The following is a 15,652-nucleotide window of genomic DNA, read 5'->3' as shown; positions in this document are numbered from 1 at the left end:
CAAAAGCTACACCTCAGGCTACGAAGTCATCGGCACCTGGAGCTACGAAATCCGCGGCTACTACAAGGTCCCCGGCACCTCCAACACCTGGACGGGCAAAGTCCTCAAAGGCAACCTGAGCTGCTGAACACTCCGGCCAGGCCCGAAGATGCTACTCCCGCCTCGCCCGCGTCAGCTCAGCCCGCGCCAGCAGCTCGGCATCCAACGGATACGCGACTTCCTCCAACACCAACGGGTGCGGTGCAGCGAGCACGGATTTGGCATCTCGCTTCCGCTCCAGGAGGCGCGAGTGCAGCCAGCCCGGAGACTCCAGGCCCTCCCCCACACGCACCGTAGACCCCACCAAAGAACGCACCATGTTGTGGCAGAAAGCATCAGCCTGCACGGTGGTAACGATGACACCGTCACTGCCCCGTTCAAAGGAAAACTTCTGCAGCTCCCGAATGGTGGTGGCCCCTTCCCGGGGCTTGCAGTAGGAACGGAAGTCCTGGAGACCCAGCAGGGAAGAAGCGCCCTCGTTCATCAGCGCAACATCCAGGTCCGCCTTGTGCCACAAAGTGATTCCCCGCAGAACGGGATCCCACCGTTCCGGGCCGTCGGCAATCCGGTAACTGTACCTGCGCCACAACGCTGAAAAGCGGGCGTCGAATCCTTCCGGCGCCAGACCGGCGTCGTGCACTTCCACCGACCCGGTGAGGTCACCGAGTATCCGGCTCAAAGCGCCACGGAGACGCCGCAAGAACGCGACGGCGGGGTCGAGTTCGTGCCCGCGCGGCAGTGAGAGCCACTCAGCTTCCGTCAGGTCCAGGTGAACTACCTGCCCGCGGGCGTGGACGCCGGCATCAGTTCGGCCGGCAACCGTCACGCGGACCGGCCGTTGCAACAGGAGAGCCAGCGCTTCTTCCAATGAACCCTGGACGGTTCGGAGGCCAGGCTGCAGAGCCCACCCGCTGAACGGGCCGCCGTCGTACGAAAGATCAAGCCGGACACGCAAAAACCCGCCGCCCCCCATAACGGGGGCAGCGGGTTTTCGTTCGTTCATAGACTTAAGTCTACTGTGAAGAATTCAGTGAATTACTTCTTGTCCTCAGCGGCCGGAGCCTCTTCGGTTTCAGCAGCTTCAGCTTCAGTAGCTTCTGCCTCAGCGGCCGGAGCCTCTTCGGTTTCAGCAGCTTCGGTCTCAACGACCTCTTCCTCGGCAGCCGGAGCGGCCTTGGCAGCGGCAGCAGTTGCTTCAGCAACAACGGCCTGCTTTGCGGAAACCGGCTCGAGAACGAGCTCGATGACAGCCATGGGAGCGTTGTCGCCCTTGCGGTTGCCGATCTTGGTGATGCGGGTGTAGCCACCATCGCGGTTGGCAACGGCGCCGGCGATGTCGGTGAACAGCTCGTGGACAACGCCCTTGTCGCTGATCAGGCCGAGAACGCGGCGGCGGGAAGCGAGGTCGCCACGCTTGGCGAAGGTGACCAGACGCTCTGCGTACGGCTTGAGGCGCTTGGCCTTGGTGACCGTGGTGGTGATGCGCTTGTGCTCAAACAGAGCAGCTGCCAGGTTCGCGAGCATCAGGCGCTCGTGAGCCGGGCCGCCTCCGAGGCGCGGACCCTTAGTGGGGGTAGGCATAGTTATTTCTCCTGTTATGTAAGCCGGTCAGGTCCATTGCTGGACCCGGCGGCCAAGATCTGCTGTTTAGAGCTCGTCGTCGCTGAACGCGGCGTCGTCCTCTTCGATGGCTGCGGCGCGGGCTGCGAGATCGAAACCGGGAGGGGAGTCCTTGAGGGACAGACCCAGTTCCACGAGCTTTGCCTTGACCTCGTCAATGGACTTCGCACCGAAGTTACGAATGTCCATCAGGTCAGCCTCGGAGCGGGCAACGAGTTCACCCACGGTGTGGATGCCCTCACGCTTGAGGCAGTTGTAGGAACGGACGGTGAGGTCCAGATCCTCGATCGGCAGAGCCATGTCAGCTGCCAGGGCAGCGTCCGTCGGCGACGGGCCAATCTCGATACCTTCAGCTGCGGTGTTCAGCTCACGAGCCAGACCGAACAGTTCCACCAAGGTGGTGCCTGCGGAAGCAACAGCGTCGCGCGGAGCGATTGCCTGCTTGGTCTCGACGTCGACAATGAGCTTGTCGAAGTCGGTGCGCTGCTCAACACGGGTAGCTTCCACGCGGAAAGTTACCTTCATGACCGGCGAGTAGATCGAGTCAACCGGAATACGGCCGATCTCGGAGTCGCCGGACTTGTTCTGAGCTGCCGAAACGTAGCCACGGCCGCGCTCGATGGTCAGTTCGAGTTCGAACTTGCCCTTCGAGTTCAGAGTGGCAATGTGCAGATCCGGGTTGTGGAATTCGACGCCGGCCGGCGGAGCGATGTCCGCGGCGGTGACGACTCCGGGGCCCTGCTTGCGCAGGTACGCAACAACCGGCTCATCGTGCTCGGAGGAAACCGAAAGGTTCTTGATGTTCAGGATGATCTCGGTGACATCTTCCTTGACACCCGGAACCGTGGTGAACTCGTGCAGCACGCCATCGATCCGGATGCTGGTTACAGCGGCACCGGGGATGGAGGAGAGCAGGGTACGGCGGAGGGAGTTTCCGAGGGTGTAACCGAAGCCCGGCTCCAGCGGTTCAATGATGAAACGGGAGCGGTTCTCGGATACAACTTCTTCAGACAGGGTGGGGCGCTGTGCAATGAGCACTTAGGTTTCCTTTCGGCGAGCATCCGCTATATGACGCAACACAGGTGGTGGAAATCGGCTTCGGTTTCCAGCCTGACCAGCCGGGCCATGCTTATGGAGGGCAGAACCATCCACAGCAGGCCCGGCCGGTCAGGCAGGGAAGACCTAATTAGACGCGGCGGCGCTTCGGCGGGCGGCAACCGTTGTGGGCGCTGGGGGTGACGTCCTGGATGGAGCCAACCTCGAGGCCAGCGGCCTGAAGCGAACGGATTGCGGTTTCGCGTCCGGATCCCGGGCCCTTGACGAATACGTCAACCTTGCGCAGACCGTGCTCCTGAGCGCGCTTTGCAGCAGCTTCGGCAGCCATCTGGGCAGCGAACGGGGTGGACTTACGGGAGCCCTTGAAGCCAACCTCACCGGCGGAAGCCCATGAGATTACAGCACCGTTCGGGTCCGTGATGGACACGATGGTGTTGTTAAAGGTGCTCTTGATGTGCGCCTGGCCAAGCGCAATATTCTTCTTATCCTTGCGACGCGGCTTACGAACCGCTCCACGAGTCTTCGGGGGCATTGTTTCTCCTACAGAAAGTTATCGGGGGAAAACCGGATCAATCCCGAGGGATTAACGTCCGGCCTTCTTCTTGCCGGCGACGGTGCGCTTCGGGCCCTTGCGGGTACGAGCGTTGGTCTTCGTACGCTGTCCGCGTACGGGCAGGCCCTTGCGGTGGCGCAGGCCTTCGTAGCTGCCGATTTCTACCTTGCGGCGGATGTCGGCGGCTACCTCGCGGCGAAGGTCACCCTCAACCTTGTAGTTGCCTTCAATGTAGTCACGCAGCTGGACCAGCTCGGCGTCAGTCAGGTCCTTGACGCGAACGTCAGCGCTGATGCCGGTGGCAGCCAGGGTTTCGTGTGCACGGGTCTTGCCCACGCCGTAGATGTAAGTAAGCGCAATTTCCAACCGCTTTTCGCGGGGAATGTCTACGCCAGCGAGACGAGCCATAGTGGCAGTACTCCTTGAATAAACCGGAGGTCGTAGGCAGTACACCCACACGTTCAGTGTGGCCCCAGCCTCCGACCGGGGGTTCGCTGACCAGGCTCTGTAGTGCAGTCCTGGCACAGCTTGTGCTGCCTTTATTTACTTGCGTGGGCTAGCAGCCCAGGTTTGCCCTTGCGGGCGCTGATTCCCGAAAGGGGAATTAGCCCTGGCGCTGCTTGTGGCGCGGGTTCTCGCAGATCACCATGACCCGGCCGTTACGGCGGATCACTTTGCACTTGTCGCAGATCTGCTTGACGCTCGGCTTGACCTTCATGGCGTTCCTTTGCGTGTTTTGCAGTTGATCTGCTGGAGCGGCTTAGGCACTATTGCCTTGCCGCCCAGCAATTTACTTGTAGCGGTAGACGATACGACCACGTGTGAGGTCGTATGGGCTCAGCTCAACCACTACCCGGTCCTCGGGGAGGATTCGAATGTAGTGCTGTCGCATCTTCCCAGAGATGTGTGCGAGAACGACGTGCTTGTTGGTGAGCTCAACGCGAAACATCGCATTGGGCAGCGCCTCAGTCACAACGCCCTCGATCTCAATGACCCCGTCCTTCTTGGCCATATCCTCCGCTAACTGTTGTTTGCCACCGTCCTTCAGTTAGGCACCGAAGATCCAGCGGACGTTTTTTGTTTGCTTGGCTCTCTTGAACCACGACACTAAAAAGGGCGTGGCTGCACAGACAACCAACAAATAACTCTACGCCAATGAGGCCGGAAAGTTAAATCCGTCCATGGTAGCGCAAGGGTCCCCCGCCGTCACTCCCCTGCAGGCCCGAAAGCCGGGAATTCACCTGCCGCCGTCGAGACACTTTCCGCAGCCCGGACGCCGTCGAGTATCGCGAGCCGCACCGCTTCCGCCGCGGCACTTTGCAGCGTAATCAGGGATACTTGCCGCGCCTGTTCAGTACTGCGGTCAAGCACGACGGCGCCAGTCGCCAAGGCGAACACCGTATCGCCGTCGGCCAAAGTATGGGACGGGTCCAAAGCCCGGGCCAATCCGGCATGCCCGGCAGAAGCTGTCCGCTTGCACTCAGCCACGTCAAGCACGGCATTCGTCGCAATCACCACAAGCGTTGTATTGAGCCCCTGGGCTGGAACGACCGAGCGCGCAGAGGATGTTGGTTCTACCTGGCCAAACACCGGCGCCCCCAGCGCGTTCACTACCGCAAGCGCACCGACGATCACGCCGCCGTCGAGAGTGATCGACGAGGTACCGATACCGCCTTTGTACTGCCCGCGCGCGATGACAGCACCAGCGCCGGCCCCGACGTTTCCACGCTCGACGGCGGCATGGTCGCCTGAGGCGAACGCTGCGGCGGCTGCTTGGTAACCCATGTCGGCGCCGGGCCGAGCTTTGACGTCGCCACCCCGCCCGAGGTCGAAGATGGCCGCAGCGGGAACAATCGGCACCACGGTCCCCGGAACAGCGAACCCCCTGCCCTGCTCCTCACACCACAGTTGGGCACCCCCTGCCGATGCCAGCCCAAAGGCGCTGCCCCCGGTCAGCACCACGGCATCCACGGTTGATACCAGGGTGGTCGGATCCAGTGCGTCGGTCTCATGCGTCCCTGGGCCTCCCCCGCGCACATCCACAGACCCCACGGTCCCCACCGGAGGAAGGACGACAGTCACCCCGGAAAGCCACCCCTCCCCTACCCTCTGCACATGCCCAACCCGTATGCCGGCAACATCGGTGATCGAATTCATGGCTCCATTCTCCACCCGCCGGGAGCCGAACGAACTGGAGGTGCGCCGGGACCCGGCAGCGCGCGTCTAAGGGAGGCACGACCGAGCGCGCCGAGGGTCGCGGCGTGCCGGCAGGCCCGCCGGTGCGCAGACCGAGGCAAAGTGGGAGCCGAGCCTCAAATACGAACAAGCGAGTAACGCCGAGTAAACGGGTTGGGAAGTGTAAGCCAACTATCGCTACGGGGCACCGTTTTGGCCCTGGCAGAGACATTCGGTGTGGTGAGCTAAGCCTGTCTTCGCCGCCCCGGTCAGGGAGCTGGCAACCCACGTTCGCCCGAAAACGTAAGTGACCCATGACTACCCGACAGATTCACAGCAGCACCGCCCCGGCCGGCAGGCCGGACGCCCCGCCGCCGGTCCCGCCGGTTGCGGCAGAACAACCAACTCCGGAAAGACGGCGCTGGTCCGGCCGCAGCCGCAAGGACTTCCTGGTCTTCCTGGCCATGGCCCTGCCGAACCTCGTGTTGATCGGCACCTTCACCTATTGGCCATTGATCAACAACATCTACTACTCCACGTTGGATTGGACCCTCGGTTCCGCTTCGGCCACGGTGGTGGGGCTGCAGAACTACATCACTTTCTTCACCAGCGAGGATGCCGCCAAGGTCCTGGGGACCACTGCCATCTTCACGCTGGTGACCGTTGGCGGTTCCATGGTGCTCGGCTTGCTGGTTGCCCTGGCGCTGAACTCCAAGGTTCGTGGCACCACGTTCGCGAGGTCTGCGGTGTTCGCGCCGTATGTGCTTTCGGGAGTGGGAGTCGGCCTCGTGTGGCTCTTCATTTTCGATCCCGGCTACGGAGTCCTTGCCTGGATCCTGCGTGGGTTGGGCCAGCAGAGCCCGCAGTGGATCAACGATCCACAACTCTCCTTGGTGATGGTGATCATTGTGTACATCTGGAAGAACCTCGGCTATTGCGCGGTGGTTTACTTGGCCGGCCTGCAGTCCCTTCCGCGCGACGTCATGGAGGCTGCGGCACTGGATGGGGCAAACAGCACACGGAGGTTCTTCAACATCTCCTTGCCGCTGCTATCCCCCACTACGTTCTTCCTGTTGATCACCACCATGCTCAGTTCCCTGCAGGCCTTCGACCTCATCCGGATCATGACTCCGCTGGGCAATGGCACCAGCACGCTGATTTACGAAGCGTATCTTCAAGCCTTCGGCGCCTATAACCGGGCAGGCTACTCAGCTGCGATCTCGGTAATCCTTTTCGCCATCCTGCTGATCATTACGGTTCTCCAACTGCGGTTCGTTGAGCGAAAGGTCCACTACTCATGAGCGCACCGGCACCAGCCGCCGTCGTGGTTTCTTCGCAGGAGAGCGAACAGCAAGAGCCTCCGCGCCCTTTCTCCAGCGCCAACCTGCTCCAGACCGTGGCCGCTGGCTACGTCCCGTTGATCATCGCCACGCTGGTGGTGTTCCTGCCCCTGCTCTGGATGTTGCTGAGTTCCTTCAAGCAGCCGGGCGAGATCGTCACCATGGATCTGAGGATCCTGCCCGAGTCGCTGAACCTACAGAACTACGTCACAGCGATGACCACGGTCCCGTTCGCGCAGTTCTTTGCCAACAGCCTGATCGTCACTGTGGTGGGTTCGTCCATCAAGGTCGTCCTGGCCATCCTGACGGCATACGCGTTGGTGTTCGTACGCTTCCCGTTCAAGAACGTGATCTTCGTGCTGATCCTGGTAGCGCTCATGGTGCCGGCACAGGTTTCCATCCTTCCCAACTACATCCTCATCGCGGGCTTGGGCGGGAAAAACACGTTGTGGGGCATCATCCTCCCAGGCCTCGGCACGGCGTTTGGTACCTTCCTGCTGCGGCAGCACTTCCTTACCCTGCCGCCGTCCATCCTTGAAGCGGCCGAAATCGATGGCGCCGGCCATTGGCGGCGCCTGTGGCAGATCATCGTGCCGGTGTCGGTTCCGTCGATTGCCACGGTGGCTTTGGTGACTGTGGTCAGCGAGTGGAACGACTACATTTGGCCGCTCATCATCACTGACCGCCCTGAAACCATGACGCTCCCCGTGGGCCTGACGTTGCTGCAGAACTCGGAAGGCAACGGTGCAGGGTGGGGAATCCTCATGGCCGGAGCCGTTCTGGTGATCGTCCCCATCCTCCTGGTGTTCGCCGCACTCCAGCGTTACATCGTTGCCGGGCTGACCCAGGGCAGCGTCACCGGCTGATTTTCTCCACCCGCACTATTCGCATCGAAGTAACTTATTGAGAGGAAGCACCATGCGTACCAACCTTGACCGCCGCCATTTCCTGGGGCTGGCAGGCCTTGGAGCCGGAGCAGCGGCCCTGGCCGCTTGCGGCGGGCCTTCGACGGCGGGCACGGCAGATGCCGTCGACACTGCAACCATCGACTTCACCGGCGTGAAACCCGCTGCGTCCATCGATTTCTGGACCAACCACCCGGGCAAGTCCCAGGACGTTGAGAAGGCGATCATTGAGAAGTTCCACGCCAAGTTCCCGGACATCAAGGTCAACCTCGTCACGGCCGGCGCCAACTACGAGGAAATTGCCCAGAAGTTCCAGACATCCCAGGCAGCCAAGACCGGCCTGCCGGGACTGGTGGTCCTGTCGGACGTGTGGTGGTTCCGCTACTTCTCCAACGGCAGCATCATCCCCATTGATGGTCTGGTAAAGCAGTTGGACATCAAGATCGACGATTTCCAGAAGTCTCTGGTGGACGACTACAAGTACGACGAGAAGCAATGGGCACTCCCCTATGGCCGCTCCACGCCGCTCTTCTACTACAACAAGGACCACTTCAAGGCAGCAGGCCTCCCGGATCGTGCACCGGCAACCTGGCAGGAATTCGCCGACTGGGCCCCGAAGCTCAAGGCCACCTCCGGCGCCCAGTACGCGTACATCTACCCTGCGCTCGCTGGCTACGCGGGCTGGACCCTGCAGAACAACCTGTGGGGCTGGGGCGGCAGCTGGTCCAAGAACTGGGACATCACGTGCGATTCCAAAGAGTCCGTTGCGGCACTCCAATGGGCACAGGATTCCATCTACAAGGACGCCTGGGCAGGTGTTTCCTCAAAGGAAGCAGCGGATGACTTTGCCGCCGGCATCACCTCGTCCACCATCTCCTCAACCGGCTCGCTGCTCGGTGTCCTGAAGGCGGCCAAGTTCAATGTGGGCGTTGGCTTCCTTCCGGGCGGTCCGGAGGCGCCCAGCGGAGTCTGCCCCACCGGCGGCGCCGGCCTCGGCATCCCCAGCGGCATCACCAAGGAGGAACAGCTGGCAGCGGCCACGTTCCTGAAGTTCATGACGGAGCCGGAGAACACGGCAGCTTTCTCCGCCGCAACCGGATACATGCCAACACGGCTGTCTGCCGACATGTCGGCTGTTCTCGCCGCCACACCGCAGATCAAGACCGCCATGGACCAGCTCGCGGCCACCAAGGTCCAGGACAACGCACGCGTGTTCCTGCCCGGCGCAGACCAGGAAATGGCCAAGGCCGCAGCCAAGATCCTCACGCAACAGGGCGACGTCCAAGCAACCATGACCGAGTTGAAAAAGACCCTCGAGGGCATCTACACCAAGGACGTGAAGCCGAAGCTGAAGGCCTGACCCAGACCATGAGAAGAGCCGGGCCGCTTCAGCAGCCCGGCTCTTCTCACACAGCTGTTACGGGATGGGGACAGGCACGACGCCGAGGGGCGCCAACTGCTCGGCGCCTCCATCCGGGGCGGACAGGACCCAGATGCCCTTCTCGTGCACGGCTACCGAGTGTTCCCACTGGCAGGAGCGCTTGCCGTCGGTGGTGACCACAGTCCAGTCGTCGTCGAGTGTCGCTGTCTCGATGCCGCCACGTACCAGCATGGGTTCGATGGCAAGGCACAGTCCCGGACGGATCTTGGGACCACGGTGGCCGGTCCGGTAGTTCAGGACGTCCGGTGCCATGTGCATTTCGGAGCCAATACCGTGGCCCACGTAGTCTTCCAGGATGCCCAACGGCTTGCCCTGGACGGAGGACACGTAGTCATCGATCGCGTTGCCGATGTCTCCGACGAACTTTCCCTTTGCCAACGCTGCGATTCCGCGCCACATGGCAGCCTCAGTCACATCGGAGAGGCGCTGGTCTTCGGGATCGGCCGTGCCGACGATGACGGTCCGGGCGGAGTCTGAATGCCAACCGTCGACGATGCAGCCGCCGTCAATGGAAATGATGTCGCCATCGTTGAGGACCTTACCCCCGGGGATCCCGTGGACCACTTCTTCGTTGACCGAGGTGCAAATGGTTGCCGGAAAGCCGTGATAGCCCAGGAAGTTCGACTTGGCGCCTGCATCATTCAGGACAGCGGCGAAGACATCGTCCAGGTCCTTGGTGGTGACGCCCGGCTTGGCCGCCGCAACGGCAGCGTCGAGTGCACGGCTCAGGACAAGCCCGGCCTCCTGCATCTTGCGCATCTGCTCGTTGGTCTTGTATTCAATGCGGGGCTGACCGAACGCCATGTTCTCCTCTGGAAAGTTTGCTGTTGGGACCGATCAGGTCCCGTGCTTGAACCATTTTCCCGCATCCGTGACTGTGGTCGAAATTGGCTCGATTCCCAACTCGTGGCGGAGGCGTTCCAAGCTGTAGGTTCTCTGCCGCCCGAGCTGGCTTACGGCATAGCGCGTCAGCCTCGGCGGCCGTCCCGTGGCTGCGGAAAGGGCTTCCGCAACGCCCGCCAAAGCCATGGCTGCAGGTTCGGGAAGGTAGGTAATCGGAACACCTGAATGACCGGACAGGTCGAGAACCTGGCGAAGTACTCCGCCGAGTTCGACAGGCTCGGCGTCCCCGACGTTTACGGCGCCCCGCACCCCTGACCGGCAGGCGGCCAGCACGGCCCGCGTCAGGTTGTCCACGTGAGTCAATTGGTGCTTCACATGAGGGTGTCCCACGCTCAGCAACCGGCCATGCCGAACATTGCCGATCAAGCGTGGCAACAGTGTCCGATCCCCTGGACCATAGACCCCGTGGGGGCGAAGTGCCACGGCGTTGCCATGTTTCCGGGCTTCGACGTCGGCGAGCGCCTTGCTGTGTCCGTAAGCATTCAGGTGGCGCGTGGCAACCTCGTCCTCGCCCCTGTTGACGCATGACTCCCACCACGGATAGACGCTGGAACTTGAGATATGAACCAAACGGGTTCCTGCGTAGGCCTCGGCAACGGCCCGTGTGCCCAGGACGTTGGCCCGGTGGAAGAGGGCGGCGTCTCCCCAATCGGCAACATGTGCTGCAGCGTGGACGATCGCGTCAACGCCGGGAACCGGCGTCGGCGGGAGCCCGGTCAGGTCCCAGTAGGTCAGCCCTTGTGCTGCGTGCCTCGCGAAACGGACCACTTCCCAGCCCTTGGCCTCAGCGGCCCTGGCCACGGCTCCCCCGATGAATCCGGTGGCACCGGTGACCGCGATCCTCATCTCGCCGCCCGTTTCAGTAGTGGGCGGGAAGTGAACTCCTGCCGCAGCGCAGCGCGGTCCGGCTTCCTGTGGCGGCCATTTGACGGTATGGCATCGAGGACTTCAATGCGGTCCGGCAGTGCAGACTCATCAATAAGCCTGGGGAGTTCCCTGGCAAGCCGGGACTTCACGGCCGCGGCAGAGGCACCTGCATCGGCCACCACCGCCAACCAGACTGCTTCGTCTCCGACCCCGTCCGGGACGCCCACCAGCACGGCTTGCCTGACTCCGGATACTCCTGTGATGACAGGTTCATACAGCGCGGGGTAAATATTCGTTTTGCCCCGGATGATCATGTCCTTTTTGCGGCCAATCATCACCAGCCTCGCCGCCGCTCCATCACGGTGATCCAATCGCACCATGTCTCCGGTAGCGTGTTCAACCATCGGATCTTCGCCCAGATAGCAGTGGCACATGTTGGGACCTCGGACCATGAGTTCGTGGTCTTCCGCAACCCGGATTTCGACGCCGGGCAGCGGCTCCCCCAGGAAGTCGCCTTGGCCGCTGCCGTCCGGCGCGGTCACTTCGGCCTCGGCCCCGGAGGCGAAAGCCAGCTTCTCCCGGCCATCGGCAATGGCGACTGGCAGCACTTCCGTCATCCCGTAAATCAGCTTGAAGTCGATATCAGGGAACAGGTGCATGGCCCGCTTCAGGAAGGGTGCCAGGACCGGCGCGGCGCCAAGCATGACTGTCCTCAGGGTGCGCGGCAACCTGACGGTACCGTCTTCCACCGCGTCCAGGATCGGCGCCAACTGCGACGGCACCAGGAAAAGGTGAGTGGCGCCGTCGTACGATGCCTGCTTGCCGGCGACTGGCCCCAGCTCGCTTGCCAGCCGAAGCGGATCAATGTGGGCGGAGAGACCATACGAGGGCATGGTCCAGTGTGCACCGGCAATGAGGGCCGGCAGGCCCATCATGAGTTGCTCCGAGTGGACTCTGTCCCCTTCGCCGAACGTGCAGCGCCGGGTCAATTGTTCAAAGCCGGCGGCAAGGGATCCCCGGGTGTGGACTACGCCCTTGGGCGCGCCCGTAGTACCCGACGTGAAGATGATGACGGCTTCCTGCCCTGCCGCATTCTCTTGATGTGCGCAAAGCTCTCCTCCGGTGGACTCCTCGGCCAATGCCTTCACCGGCCTCGCTCCCCTGGGGACGCCAGGGAGCCACGGTCCCGAGTAGTAGTGGCGGACGTCCATGGCCCCGTAGTCCGGGAGCAATAATCCCCGCCTGCGTGCGAGGGGCCTCAACGGGCTCTTGGTGCTCAGCGCGTACAGGAGCGACTCGGATGCTGCCCACCGTGGTGACGCAAGCTCAGTCCGGTCCCGAAAGAGCGAAGGTCCGATTCCCGGATCGATGAACACCACCGAACCGCCCGCGCGGACGGCCCCCAGAGCAAGTATGAAGGCAGCCGGACTGGGCCGGACAGAGAACAGCATGCGCTCACCGGGACCGAACCCGGCTTCCTGGAGGCCCAGCGCGGTGGCTTCTATCCCTTCCACCAGCCCGCGGTAGGTGATGGTCCGCCCAGGCTTTACCGCCTCGCTGCCGCCGCGGCCTCTTAACCGGCGGGCTTTGCCCGGCGCTGTGATGGCAGGGTTGTCTGGAACCCGCTCCGCCACTGCATAAACGGCCGCGATCAAGTCCGTTGTGAACGCACTTTGTTCCGTAGGGTGATCAAACATTGGCCAGCTCCAATTTCCTGTAGGCCGGAATTAGCACGCCCCTGCTGACACGACGCGCCGATATGGCCCAAGGTTGCTGGAGATACCTGTTCAGCAGTAGCTCGAGCGTCGCATTGATCTCCGCCATCGCCAGCGGCATGCCAATACAGAAGTGCGGTCCAGCCCCGAACCACAGCTGGCGTGCCTGCGAAGGCATGGCCTGGCCGGGGTCGAACCCGCCGATACTTTTGGCTGCATGGACGGTGGACAACAGCACACGGTCTCCAGCCCGGACGGCTATCCTGCCGATGGTTCCCGCTTCCACTGCATCCCTCAGCATCATGGGCGATGGCACAGTAAAGCGGAGGGCCTCATTGATCGCAGCAGGAACGGTTGAGCGGTCCTTGGCCAGCTCCTCAATGTGCCCACTGTCGGCAAGCAACGCGACAAGGCGCGGAACGAACGAGACCAACGTTTCAGTGCCCACCATCACGAACGCGCTGATAATCCCCATCGCTTCGTCTTCGGACATTCCCAGTTCCCGGAGCCTGCCGGGAAACGTTCCGGGGTCACTTTCGCGGTAGGCCGTCCTTGCCGGCCCGGACAGGATCCCGACGGCGGAGCGCCCCTTCGCGATCTGGCGCACAGTCAGTGTGGGACGCCCCAGACGCACAAGCGAAGAGATGGAGGAAGCAAGATTGAAAAGCTCCTTGTCGGGAAGCCTTCCCGGTGCATGCTCAGGAACCCCCAGCAGCCGGGAGATCACTCCTCCGGCCAGTCCCTTGACGCAGTCCACCAAGTCCACAGCACGCCCGGCATCCAATTCATGGGTGATTCGTGAGTCGAGGGCGGACGCGGCCGGTTCCACGATCCCTGTTACTGATCGCGGAGTGAACAGGTCGCCAAGCCGCTGCCGCAACTCCCTGTGCTCATCGCCGTCCATGTTGACCAACGCCTTTGTCCCCACCACTGGGGTCCAGAGGGCACCCGAACCCGAAGGACCGTTCTTAACAAATCTCCGCTGGTCCATGAGTACCTCGCGTACCAAACCGGCTTCGCTGACCAGCACCCCGAGCCCGGGCAACCGGATCACTGGGCGGACACCGCCAAGGCCTCGAATGATGGGGTAAAGCACCGGATGGGCGCCCAAGTGGATGCGACGCTCCCATCGCTCAGCCGCGGTCGCGTCCCTGGTCACCGGATGTCCACGTGCTCGGGGCGGTATCGATGGTCCGCGTACCATGCCAAGGTGTTCTTTAACCCCCAGGCCTTGACGCGGCGGGAGGAACCGAACACCACAACCTCGCGCCGCAGGGCGTAGCTCCGCGTCAGTTTTCGCACCTGGTTGGACAGTGCACGGTCCTCATGGAGGTCTTCAATCCTTGAGCGGGGGAACCCACCGGAGCGGCGGTACATGTCCGCGGTAATGGCCATGTTGCATCCCGGGAGCATCTGGTACGGGCCCAGATAGCCCTCGCCCTTGTTGCCGGGACGAATACGGCCGAAGAATGAGGCAACTTCCACGGCAAGCAACATCATCCGCCGCTCTCCGGCCGTAATCCCCTCATCCAGCCGGGGATTGAGCTGCCCGGCGATCAGTTCCAGTCCGTCACCAAATGCCGCCATGATTTTGGCAGTCCAATCCGGTGCAGCCAGGCAATCGGAGTCGGTACGCGCCAACCATTGCGCGCCGTGCTCCACCCCGAAGCGCATGCCCGTATCCGCCGCGGCGCCAGTGCCCTTCTGCGCTTCGTGCCGCAGCCGGATGTCCATCCCGGGATGTTCTCGGGCAAACTCCTCCACGATCGCGCAACTGCCGTCACTGGAACCGTTGTCCACCACCACTACCGTGAAATCACTTAGTTCCTGCGCTGCCAGGGAGTCCAGGGTCTGACGGACCAGCTTCTCCTCATTCAGCATCGGGACGGCGATACACAATGGCCGGGTGGGAGCCTTGCTTGCCAACCGTGCACCCGCGGGCAGGGGCTCTGGCATCCCTAACGTCACAGCCGCACCACCGCCATACCCAGGCTCACTCCGCCAGCCAGGCCGACCAACGCCACGAGGTCACCAGGCCCGCACCTTCCGCTGTCCATGGCCAGTTTCAGTTGCAACGGCAGACTGACCGACGCCAGATTGCCAAAATCTTCTACGGTAGGGACCAGCAGCTCTTTCGGGACTCCCGCACGTGCTGCGAAGATCGCCCGGTAGGGAGCACTGACTTGGTGGACGCACACCACGGCGAAGTCGGTCCATGTCAGATCAAGCCGGGCCAGGGTCTGGTCAAGGACACCGCACCCAAGATCCAGGAAGGCGTCTTTGAGCTTTTCGCCGTCCATGCTGAAGTAGCTGGCTTCCGGATCGCGTGGAAACGCGGAGCCCCCGGCCGCGAGAGTCCCCACCGACCAGTGGCTGCTCCGGGCGGTGAATGCCATGGACAGGATTCCTGCCGTTTCATCGACACCGGACTTCGGCGGGTCTGCCGCCTCCAGCAATACTGCAGCGCCGCCGTCGCTCATGGTGTACCCGGGAAAGCTCGACGCAAAAGTCTCGAAGTCCTGAACCCGCCACCGCACGGCCCTCGACGGCGATTCACCCGTGGCCACCAGCACGCGGACATAGCGCCCTGTGGCGATCAACGAGTCCGCCACTTCAACGCCGTTCAGGAGGCTGTTGCAAGCATTCTTGACGTCCATCACGGGGCACGAGAGGCCCAGCTTCGCCGCAACCATATGACCGGTGGCGGGCTCCACCATGTCTTGGCTGGCCGAGGCGAAGATCAGCAGGTCTACATCCGGCGCCTGCAGGCCACACTCGGCAAGGACCTTCGCGGCGGCATTGGCAGCAAGGTCGGAAGCTTGTTCTGTATCCGCCATGACACTGCGGGACCGGATACCCGTCACGCGTCCGATGAGTCCCTTGGGGACACGGAAGCCAGGACTACTTTCGGCAATGCGGTGCTCGACGGCGGCAGTGTCCAGTCTCGCGGGCGGCAGGTAGACCTCAAGTCCTGCAATCCGGCTGTGTCCGTTCAAAGCTCTTTGCATGCGGTTCCCCCAAAAGTCTGCCGCGAAACG

Annotated in this window: 17 protein-coding genes; 3 read left to right on the top strand and 14 right to left on the bottom strand. The window is 62.5% G+C overall.

Translation table 11 applies throughout. The features are described 5' to 3' along the window. Positions 1 to 151: 151 nt before the first annotated feature. The 8 genes from GVL04_RS17875 to GVL04_RS17840 all read right to left on the bottom strand — a co-directional run bounded on the left by GVL04_RS17875 (position 152) and on the right by GVL04_RS17840 (position 5,425). Positions 152 to 1,042: a tRNA pseudouridine(38-40) synthase TruA gene (locus GVL04_RS17875; RefSeq protein WP_235036338.1), complete on the bottom strand. Its 891-nt coding sequence runs from the start codon at positions 1,040 to 1,042 to the stop codon at positions 152 to 154. A gap of 32 nt (positions 1,043 to 1,074) precedes the next feature. Beyond that, on the bottom strand, positions 1,075 to 1,620 hold the full coding sequence (rplQ, locus tag GVL04_RS17870; RefSeq protein ID WP_159706998.1) for a 50S ribosomal protein L17: 546 nt from the start codon (positions 1,618 to 1,620) through the stop codon (positions 1,075 to 1,077). A gap of 66 nt (positions 1,621 to 1,686) precedes the next feature. After that, complete coding sequence (locus GVL04_RS17865; protein WP_011775567.1) at positions 1,687 to 2,697, bottom strand: DNA-directed RNA polymerase subunit alpha; 1,011 nt, start codon at positions 2,695 to 2,697, stop codon at positions 1,687 to 1,689. 148 nt (positions 2,698 to 2,845) lie between these two features. Next, positions 2,846 to 3,247, bottom strand: a complete 402-nt coding sequence (gene rpsK, locus GVL04_RS17860) for a 30S ribosomal protein S11 (RefSeq protein WP_014922380.1) — start codon at positions 3,245 to 3,247, stop codon at positions 2,846 to 2,848. A gap of 51 nt (positions 3,248 to 3,298) precedes the next feature. Then, the gene (gene rpsM, locus GVL04_RS17855; RefSeq protein ID WP_011775569.1) at positions 3,299 to 3,676 is read right to left on the bottom strand and encodes a 30S ribosomal protein S13; all 378 of its coding nucleotides are present in this window, start codon (positions 3,674 to 3,676) and stop codon (positions 3,299 to 3,301) included. A 196-nt stretch (positions 3,677 to 3,872) separates the two neighbouring features. After that, a complete protein-coding gene (gene rpmJ / locus GVL04_RS17850) occupies positions 3,873 to 3,986 on the bottom strand; it encodes a 50S ribosomal protein L36 (RefSeq protein WP_011775570.1) in 114 nt (37 codons plus the stop codon). Positions 3,987 to 4,058: 72 nt separating this feature from the next. Beyond that, on the bottom strand, positions 4,059 to 4,280 hold the full coding sequence (gene infA, locus GVL04_RS17845; protein WP_011775571.1) for a translation initiation factor IF-1: 222 nt from the start codon (positions 4,278 to 4,280) through the stop codon (positions 4,059 to 4,061). Positions 4,281 to 4,474: 194 nt separating this feature from the next. Beyond that, on the bottom strand, positions 4,475 to 5,425 hold the full coding sequence (locus GVL04_RS17840; protein WP_200846891.1) for a P1 family peptidase: 951 nt from the start codon (positions 5,423 to 5,425) through the stop codon (positions 4,475 to 4,477). 332 nt (positions 5,426 to 5,757) lie between these two features. On the opposite strand from GVL04_RS17840, the gene GVL04_RS17835 reads away from it, so the two are divergent. Genes GVL04_RS17835 through GVL04_RS17825 form a run of 3 tightly spaced genes read left to right on the top strand, consistent with a single transcriptional unit; the run spans position 5,758 to position 9,048 of the window. After that, positions 5,758 to 6,744: a carbohydrate ABC transporter permease gene (locus GVL04_RS17835; RefSeq protein ID WP_200846890.1), complete on the top strand. Its 987-nt coding sequence runs from the start codon at positions 5,758 to 5,760 to the stop codon at positions 6,742 to 6,744. After that, positions 6,741 to 7,649: a carbohydrate ABC transporter permease gene (locus tag GVL04_RS17830; RefSeq protein ID WP_159706994.1), complete on the top strand. Its 909-nt coding sequence runs from the start codon at positions 6,741 to 6,743 to the stop codon at positions 7,647 to 7,649. The genes GVL04_RS17835 and GVL04_RS17830 overlap by 4 nt, the downstream gene beginning before the upstream one ends. Before the next feature lie 52 nt (positions 7,650 to 7,701). Beyond that, positions 7,702 to 9,048, top strand: a complete 1,347-nt coding sequence (locus tag GVL04_RS17825; RefSeq protein WP_159706992.1) for an ABC transporter substrate-binding protein — start codon at positions 7,702 to 7,704, stop codon at positions 9,046 to 9,048. A 57-nt stretch (positions 9,049 to 9,105) separates the two neighbouring features. Here GVL04_RS17825 and map read toward each other — a convergent pair whose 3' ends face one another. The 6 genes from map to GVL04_RS17795 are packed head-to-tail and all read right to left on the bottom strand — an operon-like array spanning position 9,106 to position 15,622. Then, entirely contained in the window at positions 9,106 to 9,933 is an 828-nt protein-coding gene (gene map / locus GVL04_RS17820) for a type I methionyl aminopeptidase (protein WP_159706990.1), read from the bottom strand. 33 nt (positions 9,934 to 9,966) lie between these two features. Then, positions 9,967 to 10,878: an NAD(P)-dependent oxidoreductase gene (locus GVL04_RS17815; RefSeq protein ID WP_159706988.1), complete on the bottom strand. Its 912-nt coding sequence runs from the start codon at positions 10,876 to 10,878 to the stop codon at positions 9,967 to 9,969. Continuing rightward, on the bottom strand, positions 10,875 to 12,596 hold the full coding sequence (locus tag GVL04_RS17810) for a class I adenylate-forming enzyme family protein (RefSeq protein WP_159706986.1): 1,722 nt from the start codon (positions 12,594 to 12,596) through the stop codon (positions 10,875 to 10,877). The genes GVL04_RS17815 and GVL04_RS17810 overlap by 4 nt, the downstream gene beginning before the upstream one ends. Next, on the bottom strand, positions 12,589 to 13,773 hold the full coding sequence (locus GVL04_RS17805) for a cytochrome P450 (protein ID WP_235036337.1): 1,185 nt from the start codon (positions 13,771 to 13,773) through the stop codon (positions 12,589 to 12,591). Before GVL04_RS17805 ends, GVL04_RS17810 begins: the two co-directional genes overlap by 8 nt. Beyond that, positions 13,770 to 14,570, bottom strand: a complete 801-nt coding sequence (locus tag GVL04_RS17800; RefSeq protein ID WP_159706982.1) for a glycosyltransferase family 2 protein — start codon at positions 14,568 to 14,570, stop codon at positions 13,770 to 13,772. The genes GVL04_RS17805 and GVL04_RS17800 overlap by 4 nt, the downstream gene beginning before the upstream one ends. A gap of 8 nt (positions 14,571 to 14,578) precedes the next feature. Next, entirely contained in the window at positions 14,579 to 15,622 is a 1,044-nt protein-coding gene (locus GVL04_RS17795; RefSeq protein ID WP_159706980.1) for a 3-oxoacyl-ACP synthase III family protein, read from the bottom strand. Positions 15,623 to 15,652 lie beyond the last annotated feature (30 nt).

Origin of the sequence: Arthrobacter sp. 18067 (genome assembly GCF_902706295.1) — a bacterium.
Taxonomy (GTDB): Bacteria; Actinomycetota; Actinomycetes; order Actinomycetales; family Micrococcaceae; genus Arthrobacter.
The sequence above is the reverse complement of the archived record's forward strand: the minus strand, read 5'-3'. Positions and strand labels throughout refer to the sequence as shown.